We start from the raw sequence: 25,828 nt of genomic DNA on the forward strand, positions 1-25,828 counted from the left end.
TCCAATGTGGGAGCGGGCTTGCTCGCGAAGGCGTCAGATCAGTCGCCACAGTTCCTAAAGAGCAACATGGTACGGATTCCTCGGATCATGGTTCCAATCCAGAAACGGCTTGCCGCTGTCCATCGGCACCATCTCGATGCAGTCCTGCACCGGGCAGGTGATCTGGCACAGATTGCAGCCCACGCATTCATCATCGATCACTTCATATCGGCGCGTGCCGTCCGCCTGCTTGACGCTGGAAATCGCCTGGTGCGAGGTGTCCTCGCACGCAATGTGGCAACGCCCGCAACCAATGCACGCCTCCTGGTCAATCTTGGCGATCACCTGATAGTTGATGTCCAGGTACTTCCAGTCGGTGGTGTTGCCCACCGCGCGCCCGGAAAACTGCGCGACGCTGGCATAGCCCTGACTGTCCATCCAGCGCGATAAACCGTCTTTCATCTCCTCGACAATCCGGAAACCGTGCAGCATCGCCGCCGTGCACACCTGCACCGCCCCACTGCCCAGCGCGATGAATTCCGCCGCATCGCGCCAACTGCCGATCCCGCCAATGCCGCAAATCGGCAAGCCCTGGGTCTGCGGATCACGGGCGATTTCGGCGACCATGTTCAGCGCAATCGGCTTCACCGCCGACCCACAATAACCGCCGTGGGTGCTCTGGCTGCCCACGGCGGGATTGGCGACCATGCGCTCGAGGTTGACGCTGGTGATCGAGTTGATCGTATTGATCAGCGACACCGCATCGGCCCCGCCACGGTGGGCTGCGCGGGCGGCGACGCGGATGTCGGTGATGTTCGGCGTGAGCTTGACGATCACCGGCAGCGAGCAATACGTCTTGCACCAGCGGGTGACCTGCTCGACGTACTCCGGCACCTGGCCGACCGCCGCGCCCATCCCGCGCTCCGGCATGCCGTGCGGGCAGCCGAAGTTCAGTTCGATGCCATCGGCGCCGGTGGCTTCCACCAGCGGCAGGATGAATTTCCATGATTCTTCGACGCACGACACCATCAGCGACACGATCAGCGCACGGTCCGGCCAGTCCTTTTTGACCTGGGTGATTTCCCGCAGGTTGATGTCCAGCGAGCGGTCGGTGATCAGTTCGATGTTGTTGAAGCCCATCACTTCACGGTTGGCACCGAAATGCGCCGAGTAGCGCGACGACACGTTGACCGCCGCCGGGTCTTCACCCAGGGTTTTCCAGACCACGCCGCCCCAGCCGGCCTCGAAGGCGCGGACCACGTTGTAGGCTTTGTCGGTCGGTGGTGCGGACGCCAGCCAGAATGGATTGGGCGCCTTGATGCCGGCGAAGACAATCGAGAGATCGGCCATTTACGCAGCCTCCACGTTGAGCATCAGTTGAGCGTTGATCGCCTCGGCGGCCAGCTTGCCGTGCTGCACGGCTTGCACGGTGAGGTCCTGATCGAGGCTGGTGCAGTCGCCGCCGGCATACACGCCGGGAATACTGGTGCGCAGGTTCTCGTCCACCTGGATGCGTTCGCCCTGACGCTTGAGTTCGCGGGCCAGCGGGTCGGCGAGGGCGCTGCCGTCGAAGGCCTGGCCGATCGCTTTGAAAATCGCATCGGCGGCCAGCTCGAAGGTGTCGCCAGTGCTTTGCAGACGACCGTCGACGAGGTGGGTTCTGGCGAAGCGCATGCCGCGCACATTGCCTTGGTCGTCGAGCAGCACTTCTTCGGGTTGTGCCCAGGTCAGCAAACGCACCTGATTGGCCTTGGCGATGTCCTGTTCGTGACCGGTGGCGCCCATTTCTTCCACGCCACGGCGGTACACCAGATTGACGTCGCGCGCCCCGAGCCGGGCCATTTGCACGGCCATGTCGATGGCGGTGTTGCCCGCGCCGAGGACGATGCAATGGTCGGCCAGCGGCAGTTGCGTCAGGTCATCGGCCTGGCGCAGTTCGCGGATGTAATCGGTGGCGGCGAGCAAGCCTGGCGCGTCTTCGTGGGCCAGACCGAGCTGTTTGCCGGCATTGAGGCCCAAGCCGAGAAACACCGCGTCGAATTGCTGATGCAGTTCGCTCAGGGTCAGGTTGTCGCCGAGTTTTTGCCCGTGACGGATCTCGATGCCGCCAATCTGCAACAGAAAATCCAGCTCCTTCTGCGCGTAATCGTCCACCAGTTTGTATTTGGCGATCCCGTATTCGTTGAGGCCGCCAGCCTTTTCCCTGGCCTCGAAAATCACCACTTCGTGACCGTGCATGGCGCTGCGATGGGCGCAGGACAAACCGGCCGGGCCGGCACCGACCACGGCGATGCGTTTGCCGGTGGCCGCCGCGCGGGAAAACGGATGATGGCTGAAGTTCGCGTTGTCCACGGCGTAACGTTGCAGCAAGCCGATCAACACCGGTGCGCACTCATGGTCGTTGTTGCGCACGCAGGCCTGCTGGCAGAGGATTTCGGTCGGGCACACCCTCGCGCAACTGCCGCCAAGGATGTTGGCCGAAAGGATTTTCTGCGCCGCGCCCTGGACGTTTTCCTGGTGGATATTGCGGATAAACGATGGGATGTCGATGTCGCTGGGACAGGCGTTCACGCATGGCGCGTCGTAGCAATACAGGCAGCGCGAGGCTTCCAGGTGCGCTTGCCGGTCGTTGAGCGGTGGCGCCAGGTCGGTGAAATGGCCGGCGAGGGCGGCCGCATTCTCGTGGGGATGCGGGAGGTGGTTCAAGGTCTTGATCACGGTTTTTGCCTCATGTTTTTGTGAGGTGCTGCCTCTGATGGGCAGTGAGTATTTTTGTCGTCAGTGCCGGCCCCATCGCGAGCAAGCTCGCTGCCACAGGGGAATGCATTCCAGGTGTGGGAGCGTGGCTTGCCCGCGATGGCCGAAGGCCTCGATCTCAGCGCTTCACAGCACTCGGCTTGTGCAGAGCAGCCCGTTTGCTTAACAAATCAAACACCGCCGGATACGCCGGCCGTTCGACGTAGCGCCCGGCACCACGCTCGGCGCGCAGGTCGCCATCGGCCCAGACCACGCGACCCTGGCTGATGGTATGGCTCGGCACACCGCGCACGGTCTTGCCTTCGAAGATGTTGAAGTCGACTTGCTGGTGATGGGTCTTCGCCGAAATCGTGCGGCTGCCTTCGGGGTCCCACAGCACCAGATCCGCATCGGCCCCCACGCGAATCGCGCCTTTGCGCGGGTAAAGGTTGAAGATCTTCGCGGTGTTGGTGGAGGTGAGCGCGACGAATTGCTGCATCGAAAAGCGCCCGGTGTTCACCCCTTCGTCCCACAGCAGCGCCATGCGGTCTTCGATACCGGCGGTGCCGTTGGGGATCTTGCTGAAGTCATCGCGGCCGGCGGCTTTTTGCTCGGCGCAGAAGCAGCAATGGTCGGTGGCGGTGGTGTGCAGGTTGCCCGATTGCAAGCCATGCCAAAGCGCTTCCTGATGACCGCGCGGACGAAACGGCGGGCTCATCACGTAACCGGCGGCGGTTTGCCAGTCCGGGTGCTGGTAGACGCTGTCGTCGAGCAGCAAATGCCCGGCCAACACTTCGCCGTAGACGGGCTGGCCCTTGCTGCGGGCGTAGGTGATTTCGTCGAGCGCTTCCTTGGTCGAGACGTGCACCAGGTACAACGGCGTGCCAAGGGTTTCGGCAATACGGATCGCCCGGCTCGCGGCTTCGCCTTCAACCTGCGACGGCCGTGACAGCGGATGCGCTTCCGGACCGGTAATGCCTTGGGCCATCAACTTGCGCTGGAGGTGATACACCAGCTCGCCGTTTTCCGCATGCACGGTTGGCACCGCGCCCAATTCCAGGCAGCGCTCGAAACTGGCGACCAGCGTGTCATCGGCCGCCATGATCGCGTTTTTGTAGGCCATGAAATGCTTGAAGCTGTTGACCCCGTGATGGTGGACCAGCTCGGCCATGTCCTCGCGAACCTGCTCGCTCCACCAGGTGATCGCCACGTGAAAACCGTAGTCCGACGCCGATTTCTCGGCCCAGCCGCGCCACTGCTGAAACGCTTCCATCAGGGACTGCTGCGGATTGGGAATCACGAAGTCGATGATCGACGTGGTGCCACCGGCCAGACCGGCCGCCGTGCCACTGAAAAAATCTTCACTGGCCACGGTGCCCATGAAGGGCAATTGCATGTGGGTGTGCGGATCGATGCCGCCGGGCATCAGGTATTGGCCGCTGCCGTCCAGCACTTCGGCACCTGCCGGAACATCGAGTTTGTCGCCGATGCCTTTAATCACGCCGTCGGCACAATAGACGTCGGCGCGATAACTTTCATCATGGGTAATTACGGTAGCGCCACGGATCAACAGAGACATTCCGAGTTCCTCGCAGGCAATGACCGGCTGGTGCCGGTTCTAAATGTTTTATATGAAGCCGGCGCAAACAGGTGTATTCCTGTCAGCGCTGTCAGGAATAGACGCTAGTCTGAGTTCAGAGAATGATCAAGATTATTTTTTATAAGCTTATATTCGGTTTAACTATTTGATAAATAACAACAAAAATGCAAATTCACCAAAATGGTTCGACCACTCACCATTTTGACGCACTTGACAGGTTGCAAAAATAGACGAGATTTCCTATGTGAAATCAGCCGCTTGAAGAGTGGTCTATGGTTGATGCGCAAGTTTGAAAAAAAGTTTGCTGCACCAGATTGAGTCCTGACTGTTCGGACAACTTGCCAGGCGTTTAGCCTGAGCGCACGGCAAGTCACCGAGGACTTTTCGTCACCGTTAATAAAACTGATAAACATCAGTTAGTTATAAATGTTTGATGGAACTGCCCGATGCGCAAACGGGGTGGCCGGCACGTTTATTGATGTCGTCAGCCCCTGATGAGCAAAAAAATAATTCAAAGAACAGTGGAGCGGCCATGCAACAGATCAGATCGCAAGTGACCGAGCGCGACGGCTTGTTTGAGCTCGAAGCCGGCACCGACGTCCTCGACAGTCCCCGTTACAACCACGACATGGCACCGACCAGGGTGCAGGAACGAACCTGGAACAAATGGCACATCACCGCGCTGTGGATCGGCATGTCGATCTGCGTGCCGACCTACACCCTTGGCGGCGTGCTCACTGCGTATTTCGGCCTGAGCGTCGGCGAGGCGCTGCTGGCGATCCTGTTTGCCAACCTCATCGTGTTGATCCCGCTGACACTCAACGCCTTTGCCGGCACCAAGTACGGCATTCCGTTTCCGGTGTTGCTGCGCTCGTCGTTCGGCATTCTCGGCTCCAACGTGCCGTGCCTGATTCGCGCGTTGGTGGCGTGCGGCTGGTTTGGTATCCAGACGATGTTTGGCGGGCTGGCGATTCACCTGTTCCTGGGGTCGATTTTCGAGGGCTGGAAATCGTTGGGCGGCACCGGCGAAGTCATTGGTTTCATGATTTTCTGGGCGCTGAATCTGTGGGTGGTACTGCGCGGTGCCGAATCGATCAAATGGCTCGAAACCCTGTCGGCGCCGCTGTTGGTGCTGGTGGGCGTGGGCCTGCTGGTGTGGGCGATGCCGAATGTGTCGATGACTGAACTGCTGGCCATCCCGGCCAAGCGTCCCGAGGGCGCGAGCGTGGTCAGTTACTTTGCCGCCGGGCTGACCGCAATGGTCGGTTTTTGGGCCACCTTGTCGCTGAACATCCCCGACTTCAGCCGCTACGCCAAAAGTCAGAAAGACCAGATTCTCGGGCAGATTTTCGGTTTGCCGCTGACCATGTTCCTGTTCGCCTCGCTGGGCGTGGTGATGACCGCCGCGTCGGTGAAACTGGTGGGCGTGACCGTCTCCGATCCGGTGAGCCTGATTGGTCATATCCAGAGGCCGGTGTGGGTCGCCGTGGCGATGGCGTTGATCATCATTGCCACGCTGTCCACCAACACCGCCGCCAACATTGTTTCGCCGACCAACGACTTTCAGAACATTGCGCCCAAGGTCATCAACCGCACCAAAGCGGTGTTGCTGACCGGGCTGGTGGGGCTGCTGTTGATGGGTCATGAATTGTTGAAAAAGCTGGGCTTGATCGTTTCCGATGTGAGCCTGGAAACGGTGTATTCGAATTGGTTGCTGGGTTATTCGAGCTTGCTCGGGCCGATTGCCGGGATCATGGTGGTGGACTATTTCCTGATCAAGAAACAGCAACTCGACCTGGCCGGGCTGTACCGCGATGACGTGTACCCGGCGTGGAACTGGTTTGGTTTCATCGCGTTCGGCGTGCCGGTGGTGTTGACGTTGCTGTCGCTGGGCAGTGACGCGTTCAGCTGGTTTTACAGTTACGGCTGGTTTACCGGGTCGGCGTTGGGCGGGGTGATTTATTACGGGTTGTGTTCGATGCGGCCCAGCCAATCCATTGCGAAGTCTGCGGTGTGAGTGCCCCCCAGAAAATACCTGACGAAACTCATAAGAACAGCCTGAGGAGATCCCCATGAACGCAGCCACGGACGTTCTGCAATCCAGCCATCAGCACATCAACCGCGACCGCTTGTGGCAGTCGCTCATGGAACTCGCCAGGCTCGGCGCCACGGTCAAGGGCGGCGTCTGTCGCCTGGCGCTGACCGACCTCGACCGCCAGGCCCGGGACATTTTCGTCCGCTGGTGCGAGGAGGCTGGTTGCACCGTGACCGTCGACGGCATCGGCAACATCTTCGCCCGCCGCCCCGGCCGCAACCCGAACCTGCCACCGGTGATGACCGGCAGCCACATCGACACCCAACCCACCGGCGGCAAGTTCGACGGCTGCTTCGGCGTACTGGCCGGGGTCGAAGTGCTGCGCACCCTGAACGACCTGGGCGTGGAAACCGAAGCGCCGCTGGAAGTGGTGGTCTGGACCAACGAAGAAGGTTCGCGCTTTCCGCCCTGCATGATGGGCTCCGGCGTGTTCGCGGAAAAATTCACCCTCGAAGAAACCCTGGCCAAGGTCGATGCCGAGGGCATTACTGTCGGCGAAGCACTCAACGCCATCGGCTACGCCGGCCCGCGCAAGGTCAGTGGCCATGCGGTCGGCGCGTATTTCGAGGCCCACATCGAACAAGGCCCGATCCTCGAAGACGAACACAAAACCATCGGTGTGGTGATGGGCGCCCTCGGGCAAAAATGGTTCGACCTGAAACTGCGCGGCGTCGAAGCCCACGCCGGCCCTACGCCGATGCACCTGCGCAAAGACGCACTGGTCGGCGCTTCGGTGATCGTCGGCGCCGTGAACCGCGCCGCCCTCGATCATCAACCCCACGCCTGCGGCACCGTCGGTTGCCTGCAAGCCTATCCCGGCTCGCGCAACGTGATCCCCGGCGAAGTGCGCATGACCCTCGACTTCCGTCATCTGGAACCGGCACGCCTGGATTCGATGATTGCCGAGGTCCGCCAGGTCATCGAAACCACCTGCGAAGCACACGGCCTGAGCTTTGAACTGACACCCACCGCCGATTTCCCGCCGCTGTACTTCGACAAGGGCTGCGTCGACGCCGTGCGCAATGCGGCGCAAGGTCTGGGCCTGTCGAACATGGACATCGTCAGCGGCGCCGGGCATGACGCAATCTTCCTCGCCGAACTCGGCCCGGCCGGAATGATCTTCGTGCCGTGTGAAGGCGGCATCAGCCACAACGAAATCGAAAACGCCGCACCGCAGGACCTGGCGGATGGCTGTGCGGTGTTGTTGCGCGCGATGCTGGCCGCGTCGGCGGCGATAGCCAGCGGGCAACTCGCGGCTTGAATCAACGATCCGTCTAACGCCCGTAATTCTGCGGGAGCGCGCCTGTTCGCGGTGAGGTCCACACACCGCTATCGCCAGCAGGCGTGCTGCCACAGGGGGATTGTGTTCACCATCAGGCCAAGGCCTTTGGGCCGCACGTTCGTAATCCCATGCGGTCGTACTCTTCACATGGGTGCTTAAAAAGCACCGTCGCATTATGTGGAGATCCAATGAGCCAGGACGTCCTGACCACCGAAACCAATCGACGCCAGTTGCAGCAGATCATCGCCGGGTTGTCCGACGGCGTGATTTTGCTGGAGCTGGACCAGACGCTTATCTGGGCCAATGAAGCCGCACTCGCCATGCACGGCGTCAACCGGGTCGGCGAACTGGGCGCCAATGCCAAGGCTTATACCAAGCGCTTCGCCTTGCGCTATCGCAACAATCACCCGGTGCCCACGGAAAATTACCCGATCAACCGCGTCGCGCGCGGCGAGACCTTCAGTGATGTGCTGGTGGAGGTTACGCCCACGGATGACGAGGAGCGCACGTGGGTGCACAACGTGCGCAGCCTGGTGCTGACCGACAGTGCCGGAGAGCCGGAATCGCTGGTGCTGATCATGGCCGATGTGACCGACTGGGCCAGCGCCGAGCAGCGTTTCGAAAAGACCTTCAACGCCAACCCGGCGCCGGCAGTGATCTGCCGCCTCAGCGATTTGCGTTACATCAAGGTCAATTCGGGCTTTCTGGAAATGACCGGTTATACCCGTGAACAAGTGATCGGCGTGTCGACCTATGAACTGGACATTCTCGACGGTGCGGAAAAGAAGGATCTGGCGATTGAGCGTTTGCGCGAGCACGCGACGATTCCGCAGATGCAGGCCGAGTTGAAGCTGGCTGACGGCAGCAGTAAACAGGTGATCGTCGCCGGGCAACCGCTGGAGCTCAACGAAGAAGACTGCATGCTGTTTTCCTTTGTCGACATGGAGCCACGGCACAAGGCCGAAGTCGCCTTGCGCCAGAGTGAGGAGCGCTTTGCCAAGGCTTTTCGCCTGATGCCGGTGCCGACCCTGGTGTGTAACGCCCAGGATCAGGTGGTGGTCGATGTCAATGAAGCGTTCCTCGATACCTTGGCGTACCCCAGCGAAGAAGTGCTCGGCAAGTCCCTCGGTGAAATCGACTTTATCGACGACAGGGCCGCGCGCACCCGACTGTTCGCCGCGCTGGAGAAGGCCGGCAGCCTGGACCGCGTCGATGTGCGGATTCGCAAGAAAGACCAGGTGTTGATCGACTGCGCGGTGTCGGCCGACACCGTCAACATTCAGGACAATCCCTGCTACCTGCTGGTGCTGATGGACATCACCGAGCGCAAACGCACCGAGCTGGAACTGGTGGCGGCAATCGAGGAAGTGATGAAAGACGCCTCCTGGTTCAGCCGCACCCTGATCGAAAAACTGGCCAACGTGAAGAACGTCAACTCGCCGCAGCTGCCCAGTGTGTCGTTCACCGACCTCACCGCTCGCGAGCGCGATGTCCTGGGGCTGATCTGCGAAGGCCTGGCCGACAAGGAAATCGCCGCGCGCCTGAAACTGGCGCCCAATACCGTGCGCAATCATGTGTCCACGGTGTATTCCAAGCTCGATGTGCATAGCCGCAGCGAGGCTATTGTCTGGGCCCGTGAGCGCGGTTTGTTCTCCACCGAGTGGCGGCCGAAAGGCCAACGGTAAGGTGCAAATGCACTATTCACGGGGGTGCAAATTCGTGTTCTGACGCAGGGCGATACTTCTTAGTCTGTGACGGTGCGATACAGGTCCGTTCAAGGCCGTCATCGCGACCCCTTCGAAACGGCTCAAGGAACAGCAGGATGATTTATCTGGCGCAACTCCGCATGCAACTGGAGCGCAGTTTTTCGCCGCTGGCCTGTGATTGCACGGTCACGGGTGATAGTTCGCTGACGGTGAAACTCTATGATCCGGCCTCGGGCCAGGTCGATCTGGTCGTCAGCGGCTTGAACGTGACCAACCTCAGGTCGCAGGACGCGGTGAACGCCCTGATTGAAGAATTGCGCTATGAACTTGAGAGCAACAACCTGCGTGAACTCGGACCTTTGTAAGGCGGTTATGGCCGTTTACTGGCATTGATCGTGGCGTGGGCTATAAGAAAAGCGAGGGTATTTATTTTCTGTGACCAGTCCGCGGCTTCGCGGTGAAGGTGTCAGGTCGCGGAAAGTGTCGATTACTTACCGCGAGTCAGCCTATGAACAGTCTTGGGAAACGTGCTTTTTCGCCTCTGTCGCTCGCCTTCTGCGTAGCGATGCTCAGCGGTTGCTCCAGTCCGCCACCACCCCCGCCAGCGGCGCCACCGCCCATCCCTGAACGTACCTGCGAAACCATTGAAAACACCGATGTGGTGGGTGACGCGCGGATGGACGCGCAGGTGACCCGCGTGACCACGCGGACTCGCTGCATCACGCAATAGGCCTGGAATTGTCCATAGCGATGGCGGCATGAGCGGCCATCATGCACGGCGCTCGCTACGCAAGGCGTGCCAGGTCCACAGCCCGCCGCAGAAATCCACTGCCCCGAACAGCACCAGCACCGGCTCGCTCAACTGCAAGGCGGCGAACACGCTGAAGCTCACCAGCACCAGCGCGCGGGTATAGACCGAGGCCCAGTAGACCGGGCGGCATTCGCTGCGTGCGGCGAACCAGTAATAGACGCCGATGTTGAACGCGAGAACACCGACGACGCGAATCCACACTTCAGGCGTCGGCGCCATACCAAACAGCGTGATGATCAGGTTGGGCACCAGCACGAGTGCCAGCCCCAGCAGCATGAGATAGATCCCGAAGTATTTGAGCGAGCGGGCAGCGCGAGACATGGCTTTCCTCGGAAGACGACAGATGGCAGAGGCTGGCGCCACACCGGGCGCCGGGCAGGGGAGAGGACGGTCATGTCCAGAATGAGGGCCGCACGCGAAGGGTGCCCGCGTGCGGCGGGTGTCGGATTACCGCCGGATCATCGGGTGCCGCGACGGCGCAGCGCCGCCGGGCTGAAGTACTCGCCATCCGGAATGGCCTGACTGAAGTCGATGCCGCTGGGCTCCTCGTTGTCCAGGTTCAGCGCGACATAGCGGCGTGCCTGCAGGTCATGGAACGCGTCGATGGAGGTCCACGTCGTGGGCAGTTCATAGTGGTTTTTCAGGTAGGCCAGCGAGACCCGCCACAAGTCGCCACGACCGTCATACTGGTCGACTTCCGCCGCGCCCCAGCTGTCTTCGTCGAGGAACATCACACGCTTGGAATAGATGTGCCGCGAGCCCGGTTTCAATGTGCCTTCGACCACCCACACGCGGTGCAACTCGTAGCGGGTGTATTTCGGGTTCAGGTGATTGGGCGTGAGCAGGTCCTTGTACTTCACGTCAGCGGCCGACAACCGATAGTTGTTGTAGGGAATGTAGATTTCTTTCTTGCCTACCAGCTTCCAGTTGAAGCGGTCCGGTGCGCCGTTGTACATGTCGGTATCGTCGGCGGTGCGCAGGCCGTCGGAGGAGGCGATGGGGGTGTCATACGCCAGCGTTGGCGCGCGTCTGACGCGACGCTGGCCGGAACTGTAGGCCCAGGCCTGACGCGGTTCCTTGACCTGGTCGAGGGTCTCGTGAATCAGCGAGCCACTGCCCGCCAGGCGCGCCGGGCTCTTGGTGAAGGCCAGGTAATAAAACAGGATGTTGCCCAGCTCGGTATAGCTGCCGCCCGGTTGGTAATACTTGAACAGCGCCTCTTGCTCGCTGACCACCGGGGAATAATCGCCGTTGCGCTGGACAGCGGCTTCGGCGGAGCGTCGCGTTGCATAAACGCCGCGATAGCGCGCGATGTGGTTCCACACCGCTTCGACGCCATTCTGCGGGATCGGGAACGGGATACCGCCGAAGGCATCGACGAAGCCGTTGCCGTCCTCGACCAGTTTTGCCGTGGTGGCGTTTTTGAAGGTGTTGTCGTAGACCGACTGCGGTGCCGAACCGCTGCGCCGACTGGTATAGACCGGGATCTGGTAGGTGTCGGGGTAGTTGTTGAACAGGGCGATCTGCCCTGGCGTCAGGTTATTTTTGTACTGCTCCAGATTGGCCTTGGTGATGGTGAACAGCGGTTTGTCGTCCTTGAACGGGTCGATGTGGTGCTGCCCCGGCTTGTAGCCTGCGGGCGCTTGCGTTATTCCGCCGGTCCAGGCCGGAATGGTGCCCGCGGCATTGCCCGCTTTCTCAGCGCCCAATGGCGTCAGGGAGGACTGAAGCGTGGCGGCGACTTGCGGCGAAACCGCCGCCATCGCACCGGCGCTGGACAGGGCCAGCGCCAATGCGGTGCTGACCAGAATACGCATATTGCACATGATTTTTCTCCGTTAAATCAGAAGGAATACTTGACGTTGAAACCGACGTTGTCGCGGTCACGCGCAGCGTTTTCCTGCCCGGCGCCATAGAACGAGGTGTACTGCAATTCCGCTTCGAGGCTGTTCATGTAGTTGGCCTTGAGGCCCAGCGTGTAGGCCTTGCGCCCGGCGATGAAGTTGCCGGACTGACTGGAGTTGCCGCTGAAGTCGTCCTTGTAGACGGCATACGGCGACAGGTTGACGCCGGCGAAGACGTCGTTCCAGGTGCCGGTCATCATGACGGTGGCGCCGTAGGCGTTGCGGTTGATCTGGTCGCTGCGGTCGAAGCCGGAAACATAAGCGCCGTTGGAGCGACCCGAGTAGTAACGGGTCGACCCGTCGTACGCGGTGTATTGCAGGCTGCTGCCGCGTATCTGCTCGGCCGCGACCTCGATCACGCCCATCAACGAGTTGAACGACAGTGCCGGGCCGAAGTTGTAGAGGCTGCCGATGGAACTGTTGAAGGCCTCTACGCGCTCGTAGTCGTGGATCTGGCCGCCGAGTGAAACCATTTGCCCGCCGACGTTGACCGCCTGGCCAGTGGAGATCTTCCCGGCCTGGGCCAACATGTCGCCCAGCAGGTCGTTGGTGGTGGCCACACCGATTGGCAAGTTAGGGCGGTACGCAATCTCGCCGAACAGCGAGGCGTCCCCCACGGTGGTGTTGAAGCTGAGGCCGTACATGCGGATGTTTTCAACGTATTCGCGGCGGGCCGTGGTCTGGTTGGCCAGGTCCACCGCGGCGGCGCCGTTGACCAGCCCCAAGGTCTGAATCGCGTTGGCGTTGCCGCCGGCCGCCGCGTTGATCAGGCTGTTGTAGGACGAGAAACCGCCCAGCCCTGCCATCTGGTTCATGTCGACGCCCGCATAGGCCGGGTTCAGATCGGCATACACGACCGGGTCCTTGGCGTGGTAGTTGACGAAGTAGAAACCGAACTCGGTCGAATTGAGCTGCTCGGCGATGTAGTGGAAGGCGGCGCCGAACTGACCGTCGTTTTTCGCGTTGATGTCCTGGCCAATGTGGGACACCTTGAAGTAGCCGTTGCTGTCCAGGTATTGGGTGCCCTGCAATCCGGCGAAATTATTCGCCGCCAGTTGCGGGTAGAGACGCTGGAACGTCGGGTTGGAGAACGCGTTGACGCGGGTGTATCCGGTGTTGCCGCCATCGGCGAACAGGTCGGTCTCGGAGAAAAACGTCCCTACCGGGTCGAGACGGGTTTCTTTCCAGTTCCACTGGTAGAAGGTGTCCATCGACAGGTTATCGGTCAGGCCGATGTTGAAGCTGACGGCTTCCACCGGCATCAGCACCTCCTTGATCTCGGCGCCCGGCAGGCGGAATTTGGACGAGTCCACCGGGTTGGTCGTGTTCACGCCGCCCCGATAAAAGACGCCTTCGCCCCAGTTGAAGACTTGACGCCCCAGGCGTGCGGTCACCGGGTGCTCGGCAATGTCCCAGTTGCCGTAGACGTAGGCGTCGAGGATGTCCACGCGACTGCCGGCAACGTCGCGGGTCTCGGCGGTGAAATGGTCATCCTGCGGATAGGACTGGCTCGGTTGCGGCGGCCGGTTGTGGTCGTAGTAGTCGTTGCGCTTGTCCATGATCTGCGTGTCATAAAACGCCGAACCGCGCACGAACAGGCCGTAATTCTCGTAGGTAGCGCCCAGGTCGGAGGTGATCTTGTACACCTCGGAGGCCAGGCCGGGACTGAAGTTACGGTTGCCGTCGTTCGAGTTGACGTCATTGTTGGTCTTGTCCTGGCCCTGCACGCGCCACAGCGCGCCGTAGGAAACCGTCGTGTCCAGCGAACCGGTGACCTGATTGTCGAGGAAACTGAATTCGGCAGCCCTGGACTGTCCGCTGAGTAGCAAGGGGAACACACAGGCAAGGGCGGACCCGGCCTGCAAGCAGCGTTTGCGAGGTTTGGTTTCCATCTGAAAATTGCTCCAACGACTGATTATTATTGTTTATGTCATTAGCCGGGGCGCCAATCTGACGCCCTCAGGTGGGTAACGAACGACGCGTTGCTCTCGCGCCGTGACGGGTTTCCTCCCTTCGGTCGGGACTGCGGTCAGCGAGCCAGTGGCGCTGGCAAGCGTGGTTGCGGTCGGGTACTGACAAGACGGGCTATCCCCCAGGAAAGCGCCGCCAGCATCAACGTAAGGTGATAAATGTCCTGTCGAGCGATGCCGTGCCATTCGCCACGGGCACCGACCACCAGGCCAGCAAAAATGAACAGCAGGCTGCCAGCGACCGCCAACGGCCAGCGTTGCGAACGGCCCGGCCACGCGATGGCGATCAGGGCGAGCAGGTTGCCCGCCAGGGCCCATTGTTGCGGAGCCCATAGCATTAGCGCGGCGGCAGCGAGCAGCAGCCAGCGATGCGACATCCGATGCAGGCTGCCGACGGCGATCAACAGCAGGGCGATGCGTCCGGACACCCCCGACATGGCTTGATGCGCAGGCTGAACCTGTTCCACCCCGGCATACACCAGGGCCCCGACCAGTGCGGTGGCCGCAATCGACAGGAAGCCGCAAGCGCGCCAACCCTGCCGGTCTTTCAAGCTGATCGCGCAGGCCCACAGGCAAGCGATGCACAGCAGCAGCTCACAGATCACGCTGGTCATCACTCACGCCTCCACTGGCAGCGGGCGGCGCAGCGAATGCACGAGGGTGCCCAGCAGCACCAGGCTGGCCACGCAGAACAGCGTCACCCCCCAGGCGATCGGCAACCCCCATTGCAGATGAGCGATGACCGCCGGGATCGCCAGCGAGCACAGCCACAGCACCTGCCATCGAGCGTGGCCCGGCGCATTTTCCAGGGTGCGCCCCAGGACCCACAGCGACGCCAGCATCCAGACTGCGCCGAGCACTTGCCACGGCAGGCTGAGCTGGAAAGCGAAGGCGATGAACCCCATCCCCAGCGGCATGATCAGGGCCATTTGCAAGATGCAATACAGTGCCGTTGCGTTGGAAATGCGTGGGCGGTAGATGCGAAACGCGGTGATGTCGTGGGCCGGATGCGGATTCAGCCGATGCGCCGCCGCGGGCCGCCAGCCGGGTGGGGCGAACCACATCTTGACGCGGTCGCGCCAGTTGTCCGCGAGCCGGAAATCTTCCAGAAGGCCCTTGTATTTGTGCAGGTTGGCCTTGAGCGGGTCGAAGGTTTTGAGCTGTCCGTGGATGCCATAGATGATCGGCTCCTCGTGCGCCGGGCGTTCCTTGGCGAAGCTGCCGAACAGGTGGTCCCACAGCATCAGCACACCGCCGTAATTGCGGTCCACGCAGTACTCGTTCTGGCCGTGATGCACGCGGTGATTGGACGGCGAGGCGAAGCAGTAGTCGAACCAGCCGAGGCTGCCGATATGACGGGTGTGAATCCAGAACTGGTAACCCAGCACGACGGCGCCGCTGATGATGAACACGGTGGGCGGCAAGCCAATTAACGCTAGCGGCCAGTAAAAGAACCAATTGGTGAAAAAACCGGTGCTGGTCTGACGCATCGCGGTCGAGTAGTTGAACTCTTCGCTGGAGTGATGCACGACGTGAGAGGCCCAGACCAGGTTGGTCTCGTGGCCCATGCGGTGATGCCAGTAGTAGCAGAAGTCATAGCCGATCAGGCCGATGGCCCAGACCCACCAGTGCGAGGGCGACAGTTCGAAAACCGCGAGGTACTTGTACGCCAGCAGGTAGATGCCGACGTTGAGGCCTTTGGCGAAGATGTTCAGCACCTGGCCACCCAGGCCCAGGGAAATGCTCGAGAGGCTGTCGCTCAAGGCGAAGGTCTGGCGGCGTCGCGCGAAGCTCCAGACCAACTCCAACAGCAGCAGCGCGAAGAACGCGGGGATCGCATAGACGATGGCATTGGGCATTTTCTGCCTCCTTGTTATGTACCAAGGAAGCTAACCTGATCCTCGTCCGAGCACTTGACGGTGCGCGTCAGGGTGCATGTCGGATGGCGCCAATTTACGCTTTGGGCAGTGTCTTGCGAAAATCCGCCGGCGACATGCCTCGGGCTTGACGAAAAGCATGGCTGAACGCGCTGGCCTGTGAGAAGCCGAGCATCAACGCGATGTCCATGATGCTGGCGTCGGTACTGCGCAAGTGATGATCCGCCAGCTCCATGCGCATGGTCTCCAGCACTTGGGTGAAATTCTCGCCCTCGGAGGCGAGTTTGCGCTGTAGCGTGCGCGGCGACATGGCGAGGCGACTGGCCAGCTGCTCAAGGCTGAAATCGCCTGCGGGCAGATGCTCCACCAACAACGCCCGCAACCGGCCGATCACCGACAGCGGCGCGTAGGACCGGCCCAGTTGCAACGTGGCCTCCAGCAGCAGGCTCTTGTGGGTCCGCAAGTCTGCGCCCTGTATCCGTGCGCTGAGCATCGACTCTGGAAAGACCAGGCTGCTGCGTGAGGCGCCGAACTGCACGGGGCAACCGAAGAAGCGCTCGTAGTGCTCAGGGTCACCCACCGCGGGATGCAGCATGGTGACTTCGAGCATCGGGGCGGTACTGGCAATCAACCATCGCCCGAACGCCGCCCACCCGGCCAGTACCGCTTCCTGATGGAAGGGGCAATAGGGTTCGAGTTCGCTGATGCGCTGGTCTTCGATCAACACGCGGCCGTCCTCGATCGCAATGTGCGTGTGGCTCGAGGGGCTGTCGAAAACGATCTTGCCGAAACGCCGGATCATGCTCAGCGATTCGCCGAGTGTGGCGCTGGTCATCGACACATAGCCAAGCACGCCGTAGGTCCCCGGTCGCACCGCCGCGCCCACCAGCAAGCCGAAATGCGGTAATCCGCTCATGCTCGCCGACAGCTCCAGCAGTGCGTTGAGCTGACGCATGGGGATGCGCAGGATCGGGTCGGCGAGGCGTTCCCGTGACAAGCCGATCTTGCCGAGGAGCACTTCACCGTCGCAGCCATGCTGCTCGGCGATATCAAGGACGTGGTTGACGAAAGCTGCACTGGAGGTGGCGGGACGCATGGCGCAAAAAAGTCCGGTGATCCGGTTGGGGACCGGAGTCTAACAGGACGGGCGCCGCCACGGCGAGCGGCGCCCGTCCGTGAATCAGACTCGGCCCGTGACGGGAATACCGGCCCCCGTGACGGCGGATGCAGCGTCCGACAGCAGGAACAGAATCACCGCCGAAAGTTGTGCGGGCGTGACCCAGCGATCATGTTCCGCATCGGGCATGGCGTCGCGGTTCTGCGGAGTGTCGAGGATGCTTGGCAGCACCGCATTGACCGTGATGCCGTTGTCTTTGAGCTCTTCGGCGAGGGTTTCGGTGAGGCGCAGAACGGCGGATTTTGACGCCGCATAGGCCCCCATCCCCAGCCCGGCCTTGGCCGCCGCACCGGCGCCGATATTGACGATTCGTCCGGCGGTAGATTGCAGGATCAGCGGCAGCAAGGCCTTGCTGGCATTCAACGCGGTACGCAGATTCAGCTCGAAGAGCCGATCCCATGTATGTGTTTCACCATGTTGCACGGTCTCCCAGGCGAAGCCTCCCGCGACGTTGACCAACGCATCGAGCCGGCCGAAATGCTCTTGAATGCGCTTCGCCACTTCCTCGCAATCGGTATAGGAGGTGAGGTCGACGCCAGGCAGCACCAGCAGCTCAGCCGATGAAGAGATGGACGATGCGGCCTGATCGATCAGGACCAGATGGGCGCCTTGGGCCGCGGCCATCCGGGCCAGGATTTCGCCCAGATTGCCTTGGGCGCCGGTGATCGCCACTACGCGTCGGGAGAGTGAATGAGTCATCAATGCGTTCCTTCTTCTTGGTGTGCGCACACGCTAATCAGGCTGTCGCCCGGCGTCATGCGCGAGTGCGACAACTTGATTGCGGCCTCACGCCAAAGTGCCGGGAACGCGTTGATCGGCGAACGAAAAGCGGGGGCGTCGAACCCTGCACAGGTTCGACGGCTCGATCAGGACAGAAAGCCGCCATCGACGTTCAGCGAAACGCCGGTGGTGTAGCTCGACGCATCACTCGCCAGGTACAACACGGCGCCGGCCATTTCGCTCGGGTCGGCCACACGCTTGAGCGGAATCTGTGCCAGCGCGGTCTTCAGGATCGCCTCGTTCTTCACCAGCGCCGAGGCGAATTTGGTGTCGGTCAGGCCTGGCAGCAAGGCGTTGCAGCGAATGCCGAACGGCGCGCATTCCTTGGCAAACACCTTGGTCATGTTGATCACGGCCGCTTTGGTCACCGAGTAGATGCCCTGGAAGATGCCCGGCGAGATGCCGTTGATGGACGCGACGTTGATGATGCTGCCGCCACCGTTTTCGCGCATCAGCTTGCCGGCTTCGACGGACATGAAGAAGTAGCCACGGATGTTGACGTCGACGGTTTTCTGGAAGGCGCTGAGGTCGGTGTCCAGCACGTTGCAGAACTGCGGGTTGGTCGCGGCGTTGTTGACCAGGATGTCGAGGCGACCGAACTGTTCCTTGATGCCGGCGAAGACCTCGGTGATCTGTTCCATTTCGCCGATGTGGCAGGCCACGGCAGTGGCTTTGCCGCCAGCGGCGATGATCGCGTCGGCCACGTGCTGGCAGCCGTCGAGTTTGCGGCTCGAAACGATGACGTGGGCGCCTTGCTGGGCCAGCAGTTTGGCAATGGCTTCACCAATGCCACGGCTGGCGCCGGAGACGAATGCGATCTTGCCATCGAGGTCGAACAACTGAGTCTTGGACATGGGATTCCCTTGTAGAACGTCTTGTTATGGGGCCTGTTTGCGATCAGCGAACCGCGCGATCAGAGGCTGGATTTGTGGATGATTTGCAGGCTCATCTGCTCCAGCAGTTTGTTCATGTGGATGAACTGCGCGAAGCGTTTGTCCTGAGTCTGACCATGGAAAAAACGGTAATAGATCTGCTGCACGATGCCGGCCAGGCGGAACAGGCCGTAGGTGTAGTAGAAGTCGAAATTGTCGATCCGGATGCCTGAGCGCTCGGCGTAGTAATCGACGAATTCACGGCGGGTCAGCATGCCCGGCGCGTGGCTCGGCTGGCGGCGCATCAACTGCACCGGTGCCGGGTCGCCGGCTTCGATCCAGTAGGCGAGGGTGTTGCCCAGGTCCATCAGCGGGTCGCCGAGGGTGGTGAGTTCCCAGTCGAGCACGCCGATGATCTGCATCGGGTTGTGCGGGTCGAGGATTACGTTGTCGAAGCGGTAATCGTTGTGGACGATGCTGGAGGTCGGGTGATCGGCCGGCATCTTGTCATTGAGCCAGGCCTTGACCGCGTCCCACTTCGGCGCGTCCGGGGTCAGGGCTTTCTCGTAGCGGTCGCTCCAGCCTTTGATCTGACGCGAGACATAACCTTCAGGTTTACCGAGGTCGCCGAGGCCATAGGCGTTGTAGTCGACGCGGTGCAACTCCACGAACTTGTCGATGAAGCTTTTGCACAGGGCTTCGGTTTTCGCCGAATCCAGGCCCAGTTCCGGCGGCAGTTCGGAGCGCAGGATGATGCCGTTGACCCGCTCCATCACGTAAAACTCCGCGCCGATCACCGATTCATCGGTGCAGTGCACGTAGGCTTTGGGGCAGTACGGAAAGCCGTCACGCAACTGATTGAGGATGCGAAATTCGCGACCCATGTCGTGGGCGGACTTGGCTTTATGGCCGAAGGGGGGGCGACGCAGGACGAATTCCTGCTCCGGGTATTCCAGCAGGTAGGTCAGGTTCGAGGCGCCGCCGGGAAACTGGCTGATCTGCGGTTGACCGCTCAGGCCCGGAATATGCGCCTTGAGGTACGGATCGATCAGGCTGGCATCGAGTTCTTCGCCGGAGCGGATGCGGGTGGACTGGTCAGTAAGCGCCATGCTTATCCCTTCTGCTTATTTTGGAGGCCTGCGATTATTGGCTAATCTAATGCGCACGCCCGGCACCCACAACCACCAGCGGCCCTTATAGGTGAGCGTGTTGCCGGACAATCATTGCTTTTGATACACCTGTTTGAATGGCCGTCAAGGCGCCACGTTGCTCAGCGAGGCCGGCAGTGAAATCGGCGTCAGCACCGGCTGATCGCTGAAGAACGCCACCAGGTTTTTGCCCACCAGTTCAACGGTGCCTTGCGTGGCTTCCGGCGACAGCCCGGCCACGTGCGGCGTGAGGATCACGTTGGTCAACGCCTTGAGCGCCGGCGGCACGTGCGGTTCGGCATCGAACACATCCAGCGCGGCCCCGGCGATGCGCCGCTGTTCAAGTGCGCTGATCAGGTCGGCGGTTACGATCACGCTGGCGCGGGCGATGTTGACCAGGAAGCCTTTGGGGCCCAGGGCATCGAGCACGGATTTGTTGATCAGGTGTTTGGTGCCAAGCCCGCCAGGGGTGGCGATGATCAGAAAGTCCGAAGAGCGGGCCAGTTCGCTGGGGGTGGAACAGAAGGTATAAGGCACGTCGCTGCGGTGCTGACGGTTGTGGTAGCTGACCGTCATGTCAAAACCGTATGCGGCACGTTTGGCAATGGCCATGCCGACAGCGCCGAGGCCCAGCACGCCCAGGCGTTTGCCGGCGAGGGAGGGGCGCATGATCTTCGGCCACTCGCCACGCCGGACGGCGGCGTCGCAGCGGGGAATGTCGCGCACCAATGAAAGCAGCATCGCCATGGCGTGATCGGCGACCGACGAGGCATTGACCCCGGCGCCATTGGTGACGGTGATACCTCGATCGGCGGCAGCTTGCAGGTCGACGTGTTCGTAACCGGCGCCGATCACACAAATGATCTTCAAGTGGGGCAGGGCTTCGATTTCGTCGGCGTACAGGCCTAATGGGCCGCGAGTCAGCACGGCATTGATTTGCGCACCGTGCCGACTGATGGCGGCGGCACGTTCGGCGGGAGTCGGGGCAAGGATCAGGTGAAAGCCCTGATGTTCGAGAATCGGCAAGTAATCATTGATGGTTTCAACCAGTACCAGAACGGTTGCAGGCATCTTGCGCTCCTGTGGGCATCGGAAAGTCGGGACTCGAACGGTGTTTCAGATTGCTGATTCCCGAACAGTTTAGCAATGACCTGGAGACCCACACGTCGTTGATCAGTTTGATGAGCCTTGCGCGGTCAGAAACGTACGCGCTGCGTCGAGGATTTCGTCGGACACCGCATCGCCCCGGGTTGCCCGGGCCAGCGTCAGGGCGCCAACCATCAGTGAATACTCGACCAGCGCGCGCTGCCGGTCGGCCTCGGCATCTCCCGAGTCCAGCAAGGAGCCGTAAGACTTCAACAACCTGTCGATGCCTTCCATGAATGTCTGACGCAACCCGCTGTCGGCCGCTTCGTGACACATGTCGCCGGCAAAGGCTGCCACCGGGCAACTTTCTCCCGGATTGTCGCGGCTGGCCACCGACAGGTAAGGCTCGATCAACGACCGGCGTGCCGCCTCGTTATCGTCATGGGCGGCAATTCGTTCCTTCCAGCGCTCGGCGGATTGCTCGAACGCACGGCCGCTGGCCTCTTTTGCCAAGGCTTCCTTGGATTCGAAATGGCCATAAAAACCACCGTGGGTGAGGCCCGCAGCCGCCATGACATCGACGACGCTGATGCCATGCAGCCCCCGTTCGCGAAACAGCCGGGTCGCGGCCTCGACGATGATCTCGCGGTTGAGGTCGGCTTGCTTGCGGGAAACTCGGGGCATCGGTGGCTCACAGGTATCAAGGGTGGAGAATCAAAGGGCGTACTGGGCAATTCCGTTGCCGAACGACCAGTTTTCTTTTTTCACTTCGACCAGATTGATGAAAACATCCTCCAGCCGCACGGCCAGTTCGCTGTTCAGGCTTTCGGCAATGGTTTTGTAGAGCAGTTTTTTCTGCTCGGTGGTGCGGCCTTCATTCAAGGTAATTTGAATCACCACCAACTGGTCGGTGCGCTGGATGCCCAGGTACTCGGTGTCGAAGATGAAGTGATGCTCATCGTGCTCCGCCAATATCTGGAAATTATCATGCTCCGGCACGCCAATGGCCGTGTGCATGGCAGCGTAGACCAACTGTCCGACGCGCTTGGCGAATGTCGGGTCCTGATGTTTTTTGATGTCGACGCGAACCAGTGGCATGGGGTGACTCCGGGCAGGTTTCAGGTCTGGATAAAATACATGACGATAGAACTTTAAAAAACAGAATTGTTTGCCCAGCGCACCCGGCGCCGGGGCTGTCGCCGGTACTGGGCATCTGATCCGCAACACCGCTCCTCAGCTAAGTCTTTGCTTCTGCTCACTAATCCCGGACAATCGCGCCCCTGTTTCGGCCAGGACGCTGCCTGTCGGATTTTTCCGACTCGTCCTGACCGGGTAGCAAGTGACCGGAATGCGGAGATCCCACCGGATGAATGATCAGGTTAATAGCGTCGACGAACGCTATGCAGCGGCGACCCCAGCGACACTGGAAAGCTGGAATCGCCATGACACCACCTGGATGCTTGGCCTGTTTGGCACGGCAATCGGTGCCGGCACCTTGTTTTTGCCGATCAACGCGGGGCTGGGCGGCTTCTGGCCGTTGCTGGTCCTGGCGGTACTGGCATTCCCCATGACCTTTTACGCGCACCGTGGCTTGACCCGTTTCGTGTTGTCCGGTCGCGAAGGCGCGGACATCACCGAAGTGGTCGAAGAGCATTTCGGGATCAAGGCCGGCGCTTTGATCACGTTGCTGTACTTCTTCGCGATCTTCCCGATCCTGCTGATTTACAGCGTGGCGCTGACCAACACCGTCGGCAGCTTCCTTGAGCATCAACTGCACATCATGCCGCCCCCGCGCGCCGTACTGTCGTTGGTGCTGATCCTCGGTTTGCTGGCGGTCGTGCGTTGCGGCGAGCAAGTGATCGTCAAGGCCATGAGCCTGATGGTCTATCCGTTCATCGTGGCGCTGTTGTTTCTGGCGGTGTTCCTGATTCCACACTGGAATGGCGGCATCCTCAGCACCGCGACCACGCTGCCGGAACCGTCGGCGCTGTTGCACACGTTGTGGCTGGCGATTCCGGTGATGGTGTTCTCGTTCAACCACTCGCCGATCATCTCGGCGTTCGCGGTAGACCAGAAGCGCCGTTACGGCGAACACGCCGAAGAGCGCAGCTCGCAGATCCTGTCCCGCGCGCATGCGTTGATGGTGGTGATGGTGCTGTTCTTCGTCTTCAGCTGCGTGCTGACCCTGTCGCCAGCGCAACTGGCGGAAGCCAAGGCGCAGAACCTGTCGATCCTGTCCTACCTGGCCAACCACTTCAGCAACCCGACCATCGCGTTTGCCGCGCCGTTGATTGCGTTTGTGGCGATCTCCAAGTCGTTCCTCGGTCACTACATTGGCGCCAGCGAAGGGCTTAAAGGCCTGATCGTGAAAAGCGGCAAGCGCCCGGCGCCGAAGACCCTGGACCGCATGACCGCCGCCTTCATGTTGGTGGTGTGCTGGATCGTGGCGACGCTGAATCCGAGCATCCTGGGGATGATCGAAACCCTTGGCGGTCCGATCATTGCGGCGATTCTGTTCCTGATGCCGATGTACGCGATCCGCAAGGTACCGGCGATGGCGCGTTATCGCGGGCAGGCGTCCAACGTCTTCGTGACGGCGGTGGGCCTGGTGGCGATTTCGGCGTTGATTTACTCGCTGACTGCTTAAACCTCAGGACGTGCCGGATACGCTGTGGGAGCGGGCTTGCTCGCGAAAGCGGAGTGTCATTCACCAACGATGTTGGCTGATACATCACTTTCGCGAGCAAGCCCGCTCCCACAGGTGATCTTCATCCAGGCTTAAAAAACGCCGCTCCTTGTAAAAGGGGCGGCGTTTTTTTATGGCCTGCGTCTTGATCCGGAGCACACGCCGAACCTCATATGCGGCTACCCTAGAGCCTTCATTGACGCGTCGTAGAGCGTGTTGATCCTTCTCTGGAGACGCTGCATGGCTCGTGCTCAAGGCGCTTCGGTGCAACCGCGTTCCGATGCGCCAAATCGTTGGCTCGACGTATTGGCCGGGCTGTCGATTGCAGGGCTGTTGTTGCCCGAAGCGGTCGCCTATTCGAGCATCGCCGCGCTGCCGCCCCAGGCCGGGGTCATTGCCTTGTTTGCCGGGCTCCTGTGTTACGGGTTATTCGGCACCAGTCGTTTTGCCATCGTTTCCGCGACCTCGTCCTCGGCGGCGGTGCTGGCGGCTGCCACCGCAACATTGGCCAATGGCGATCCGGCGTTGCGCATGACCCTGGCCATCGGCCTGGTGTTGGTGACCGGTGGTTTTTTCCTGCTCGCCGGGTTGTTCAGGCTCGGCAGCATCACCTCGTTTATTGCCAAACCGGTGCTGCGCGGCTTTGCGTTGGGGCTGGCGCTGACCATCATCCTCAAACAGCTGGCGAGTGTCGTTGACGTGCACCTGAGCAACGGCAACCTGATCCGTTTCGTCCCGCAATTGCTCGAGCAATGGCCGCAGTGGAATCGGGTCGGCCTGCTGGTTGCCGCGCTGGCGTTGCTGGTGTTGTGGGTGTGCGCGCGGTTTCGGCGGGTGCCGGGTGGTTTGCTGGTGGTGGCGCTCGGCATCGCGGCCAGCCAGTGGCTGAACTTGCCGGCCTACGGGGTAAATCTGATTGGCGTGATTGACCTGAGCCTTGAGGTGCCACGTCTGCCGGTGCTGCCGTTTGCCGACTGGCTGCGTCTGGGGGAGTTGGCGTTTGCCATGGTGATGATTTTGTATGCCGAATCCTACGGCTCGATCAGTTCTTTCGCGCTCAAGCATGGCGACCGGGTGTCATCGAACCGCGACCTGCTGGCACTTGGCGCCGCGAATCTTTTATCCGGTTTGTTCCATGGCATGCCGGCCGGTGCCGGTTACTCGGCGACGTCGGCCAATGAAGCGGCGGGCGCGGGTTCGCGTGTGTCCGGTGTCGTCGCGGCGGCGGTGGTGCTGCTCATCGTCTTGACCGTGCTGCCTTACATCGCGCTGACCCCGGAGCCGGTGCTCGCAGCCATTGTCATTCATGCGCTGGCACGAGGTTTGAGCCTGCAACCGCTGGGCCGCTACTTCATCTGGCGTCGCGACCGTTTGCTAGTCATTTGCGCGGTGGCGGCGGTGCTGGTGTTGGGTGTGCTCGATGGTTTGTTGCTGGCGGTGGCGATCAGCGTGGTGTTGATGCTCAAGCAGATGTCATCGGCGGATATTCAAGTGCTGGGGCAAATGGGCAGCGGTCATGATTACGTCGACCTGCAACGCCATCCCGACGCCCAGGCAATCCCCGGCGTGCTGATCGTGCGCCCGAGTGAGGCACTGTTTTTCGCGAACGTGGCGCGCATTCTGGGAGCAGCGCTCAGGCTGGCCCGACATGCGTCGCCGCCCGTGCACACGATCATTCTCAGCCTCGAAGAGTCACCCGATCTGGACGGCACCAGCATCGAGGCGCTGGAAGTGTTCTTTTTGCAGGTGCGGGCCGAGGACAAACGGCTGATTCTGGCGCGGCTCAAGCATGAGGCTAAAGCGGTCTTGTCGCTCTTGCCCGCGCAGGAGCGGGAGCAGGTCATTCTCAGCGGCCTGAGCGTGGATGGCGCCGTGCAACAAGCGCTCAAGCCAAACGCCTGACCCCTGTGGGAGCGGGCTTGCTCGCGAAGGCGGTGTGCCAGTCAACATTACTGCTGGATGACACACCGCTTTCGCGAGCAAGCCCGCTCCCACAGGGGGAGTGCAGTGCAAGTCTTGCAGGCATAAAAAAACGCCGCTCATCTCGCGATGGCGGCGTCTTTTATGTCGCCGACGGATACCTCGCCGGTTTGCAGGCGCGTGAAACCCAGGGCTCGAC

The 25,828-nt window shown here is 61.1% G+C and carries 21 protein-coding genes and 1 pseudogene; 7 read left to right on the forward strand and 15 right to left on the reverse strand.

Translation table 11 applies throughout. The annotated features are described in order from the left end of the window. Nucleotides 1-54: 54 nt before the first annotated feature. The 3 genes from preA to hydA form a co-directional block, all read right to left on the reverse strand. A complete protein-coding gene (gene preA / locus ACQKP4_RS11570; protein WP_427633200.1) occupies nucleotides 55-1,329 on the reverse strand; it encodes an NAD-dependent dihydropyrimidine dehydrogenase subunit PreA in 1,275 nt (424 codons plus the stop codon). Continuing rightward, nucleotides 1,330-2,697 (reverse strand): NAD(P)-dependent oxidoreductase, encoded by a 1,368-nt coding sequence (locus tag ACQKP4_RS11575; protein ID WP_427633202.1) that lies wholly within the window; start codon nucleotides 2,695-2,697, stop codon nucleotides 1,330-1,332. A gap of 157 nt (nucleotides 2,698-2,854) precedes the next feature. After that, entirely contained in the window at nucleotides 2,855-4,294 is a 1,440-nt protein-coding gene (gene hydA, locus ACQKP4_RS11580) for a dihydropyrimidinase (protein WP_427633204.1), read from the reverse strand. 553 nt (nucleotides 4,295-4,847) lie between these two features. Between hydA and ACQKP4_RS11585 the strand changes: the two genes are divergently transcribed. From ACQKP4_RS11585 to ACQKP4_RS11600, 4 genes are all read left to right on the forward strand, one after another. After that, nucleotides 4,848-6,332: an NCS1 family nucleobase:cation symporter-1 gene (locus tag ACQKP4_RS11585; RefSeq protein ID WP_427633206.1), complete on the forward strand. Its 1,485-nt coding sequence runs from the start codon at nucleotides 4,848-4,850 to the stop codon at nucleotides 6,330-6,332. Between the two features lie 55 nt (nucleotides 6,333-6,387). Continuing rightward, entirely contained in the window at nucleotides 6,388-7,671 is a 1,284-nt protein-coding gene (locus ACQKP4_RS11590) for a Zn-dependent hydrolase (RefSeq protein ID WP_427633208.1), read from the forward strand. Nucleotides 7,672-7,880: 209 nt separating this feature from the next. Next, nucleotides 7,881-9,377 carry a helix-turn-helix transcriptional regulator gene (locus ACQKP4_RS11595; protein ID WP_427633210.1) on the forward strand — a complete coding sequence of 499 codons (1,497 nt, stop codon included), beginning with the start codon at nucleotides 7,881-7,883 and terminating at the stop codon, nucleotides 9,375-9,377. A gap of 137 nt (nucleotides 9,378-9,514) precedes the next feature. Next, nucleotides 9,515-9,763, forward strand: a complete 249-nt coding sequence (locus tag ACQKP4_RS11600; RefSeq protein WP_427633212.1) for a DUF1652 domain-containing protein — start codon at nucleotides 9,515-9,517, stop codon at nucleotides 9,761-9,763. A gap of 404 nt (nucleotides 9,764-10,167) precedes the next feature. Here ACQKP4_RS11600 and ACQKP4_RS11605 read toward each other — a convergent pair whose 3' ends face one another. The 12 genes from ACQKP4_RS11605 to ACQKP4_RS11660 all read right to left on the reverse strand — a co-directional run bounded on the left by ACQKP4_RS11605 (nucleotide 10,168) and on the right by ACQKP4_RS11660 (nucleotide 22,121). Further along, a complete protein-coding gene (locus ACQKP4_RS11605) occupies nucleotides 10,168-10,530 on the reverse strand; it encodes a hypothetical protein (RefSeq protein WP_427633213.1) in 363 nt (120 codons plus the stop codon). Between the two features lie 137 nt (nucleotides 10,531-10,667). Then, a complete protein-coding gene (locus ACQKP4_RS11610) occupies nucleotides 10,668-12,035 on the reverse strand; it encodes a DUF1329 domain-containing protein (protein ID WP_427633215.1) in 1,368 nt (455 codons plus the stop codon). 17 nt (nucleotides 12,036-12,052) lie between these two features. After that, the gene (locus ACQKP4_RS11615) at nucleotides 12,053-14,005 is read right to left on the reverse strand and encodes a DUF1302 domain-containing protein (RefSeq protein WP_427633216.1); all 1,953 of its coding nucleotides are present in this window, start codon (nucleotides 14,003-14,005) and stop codon (nucleotides 12,053-12,055) included. Nucleotides 14,006-14,142: 137 nt separating this feature from the next. Next, nucleotides 14,143-14,697 (reverse strand): hypothetical protein, encoded by a 555-nt coding sequence (locus ACQKP4_RS11620; RefSeq protein ID WP_427633218.1) that lies wholly within the window; start codon nucleotides 14,695-14,697, stop codon nucleotides 14,143-14,145. A 3-nt stretch (nucleotides 14,698-14,700) separates the two neighbouring features. Continuing rightward, nucleotides 14,701-15,942 (reverse strand): sterol desaturase family protein, encoded by a 1,242-nt coding sequence (locus tag ACQKP4_RS11625; RefSeq protein ID WP_427633219.1) that lies wholly within the window; start codon nucleotides 15,940-15,942, stop codon nucleotides 14,701-14,703. A 94-nt stretch (nucleotides 15,943-16,036) separates the two neighbouring features. Further along, complete coding sequence (locus ACQKP4_RS11630; RefSeq protein ID WP_427633220.1) at nucleotides 16,037-17,056, reverse strand: AraC family transcriptional regulator; 1,020 nt, start codon at nucleotides 17,054-17,056, stop codon at nucleotides 16,037-16,039. 84 nt (nucleotides 17,057-17,140) lie between these two features. Then, on the reverse strand, nucleotides 17,141-17,836 hold the full coding sequence (locus tag ACQKP4_RS11635; RefSeq protein WP_427633222.1) for an SDR family NAD(P)-dependent oxidoreductase: 696 nt from the start codon (nucleotides 17,834-17,836) through the stop codon (nucleotides 17,141-17,143). A gap of 167 nt (nucleotides 17,837-18,003) precedes the next feature. Then, the gene (locus ACQKP4_RS11640; protein ID WP_427633224.1) at nucleotides 18,004-18,771 is read right to left on the reverse strand and encodes an SDR family oxidoreductase; all 768 of its coding nucleotides are present in this window, start codon (nucleotides 18,769-18,771) and stop codon (nucleotides 18,004-18,006) included. A 59-nt stretch (nucleotides 18,772-18,830) separates the two neighbouring features. Beyond that, nucleotides 18,831-19,898: a phosphotransferase family protein gene (locus ACQKP4_RS11645; protein WP_427633226.1), complete on the reverse strand. Its 1,068-nt coding sequence runs from the start codon at nucleotides 19,896-19,898 to the stop codon at nucleotides 18,831-18,833. A 144-nt stretch (nucleotides 19,899-20,042) separates the two neighbouring features. Next, nucleotides 20,043-21,008 (reverse strand): 2-hydroxyacid dehydrogenase, encoded by a 966-nt coding sequence (locus ACQKP4_RS11650; RefSeq protein ID WP_427633227.1) that lies wholly within the window; start codon nucleotides 21,006-21,008, stop codon nucleotides 20,043-20,045. 102 nt (nucleotides 21,009-21,110) lie between these two features. Continuing rightward, complete coding sequence (locus tag ACQKP4_RS11655) at nucleotides 21,111-21,707, reverse strand: TetR/AcrR family transcriptional regulator (protein ID WP_427633229.1); 597 nt, start codon at nucleotides 21,705-21,707, stop codon at nucleotides 21,111-21,113. 30 nt (nucleotides 21,708-21,737) lie between these two features. After that, nucleotides 21,738-22,121, reverse strand: coding sequence for a tautomerase family protein (locus ACQKP4_RS11660; protein ID WP_427633230.1), 384 nt, complete (start codon nucleotides 22,119-22,121; stop codon nucleotides 21,738-21,740). A gap of 268 nt (nucleotides 22,122-22,389) precedes the next feature. Here ACQKP4_RS11660 and ACQKP4_RS11665 point away from each other — a divergent pair, with 268 nt between their 5' ends. The 3 genes and pseudogenes from ACQKP4_RS11665 to ACQKP4_RS11675 form a co-directional block, all read left to right on the forward strand. Then, the gene (locus ACQKP4_RS11665) at nucleotides 22,390-23,670 is read left to right on the forward strand and encodes a serine/threonine transporter (protein ID WP_427633232.1); all 1,281 of its coding nucleotides are present in this window, start codon (nucleotides 22,390-22,392) and stop codon (nucleotides 23,668-23,670) included. Between the two features lie 279 nt (nucleotides 23,671-23,949). After that, nucleotides 23,950-25,611 carry a SulP family inorganic anion transporter gene (locus ACQKP4_RS11670; RefSeq protein ID WP_427633234.1) on the forward strand — a complete coding sequence of 554 codons (1,662 nt, stop codon included), beginning with the start codon at nucleotides 23,950-23,952 and terminating at the stop codon, nucleotides 25,609-25,611. A gap of 17 nt (nucleotides 25,612-25,628) precedes the next feature. Next, a pseudogene (locus ACQKP4_RS11675) lies at nucleotides 25,629-25,828 on the forward strand (hypothetical protein); the annotation flags it as partial.

The sequence above is a fragment of the Pseudomonas sp. NPDC086278 genome (assembly GCF_050280905.1).
Lineage (GTDB): Bacteria > Pseudomonadota > Gammaproteobacteria > Pseudomonadales > Pseudomonadaceae > Aquipseudomonas.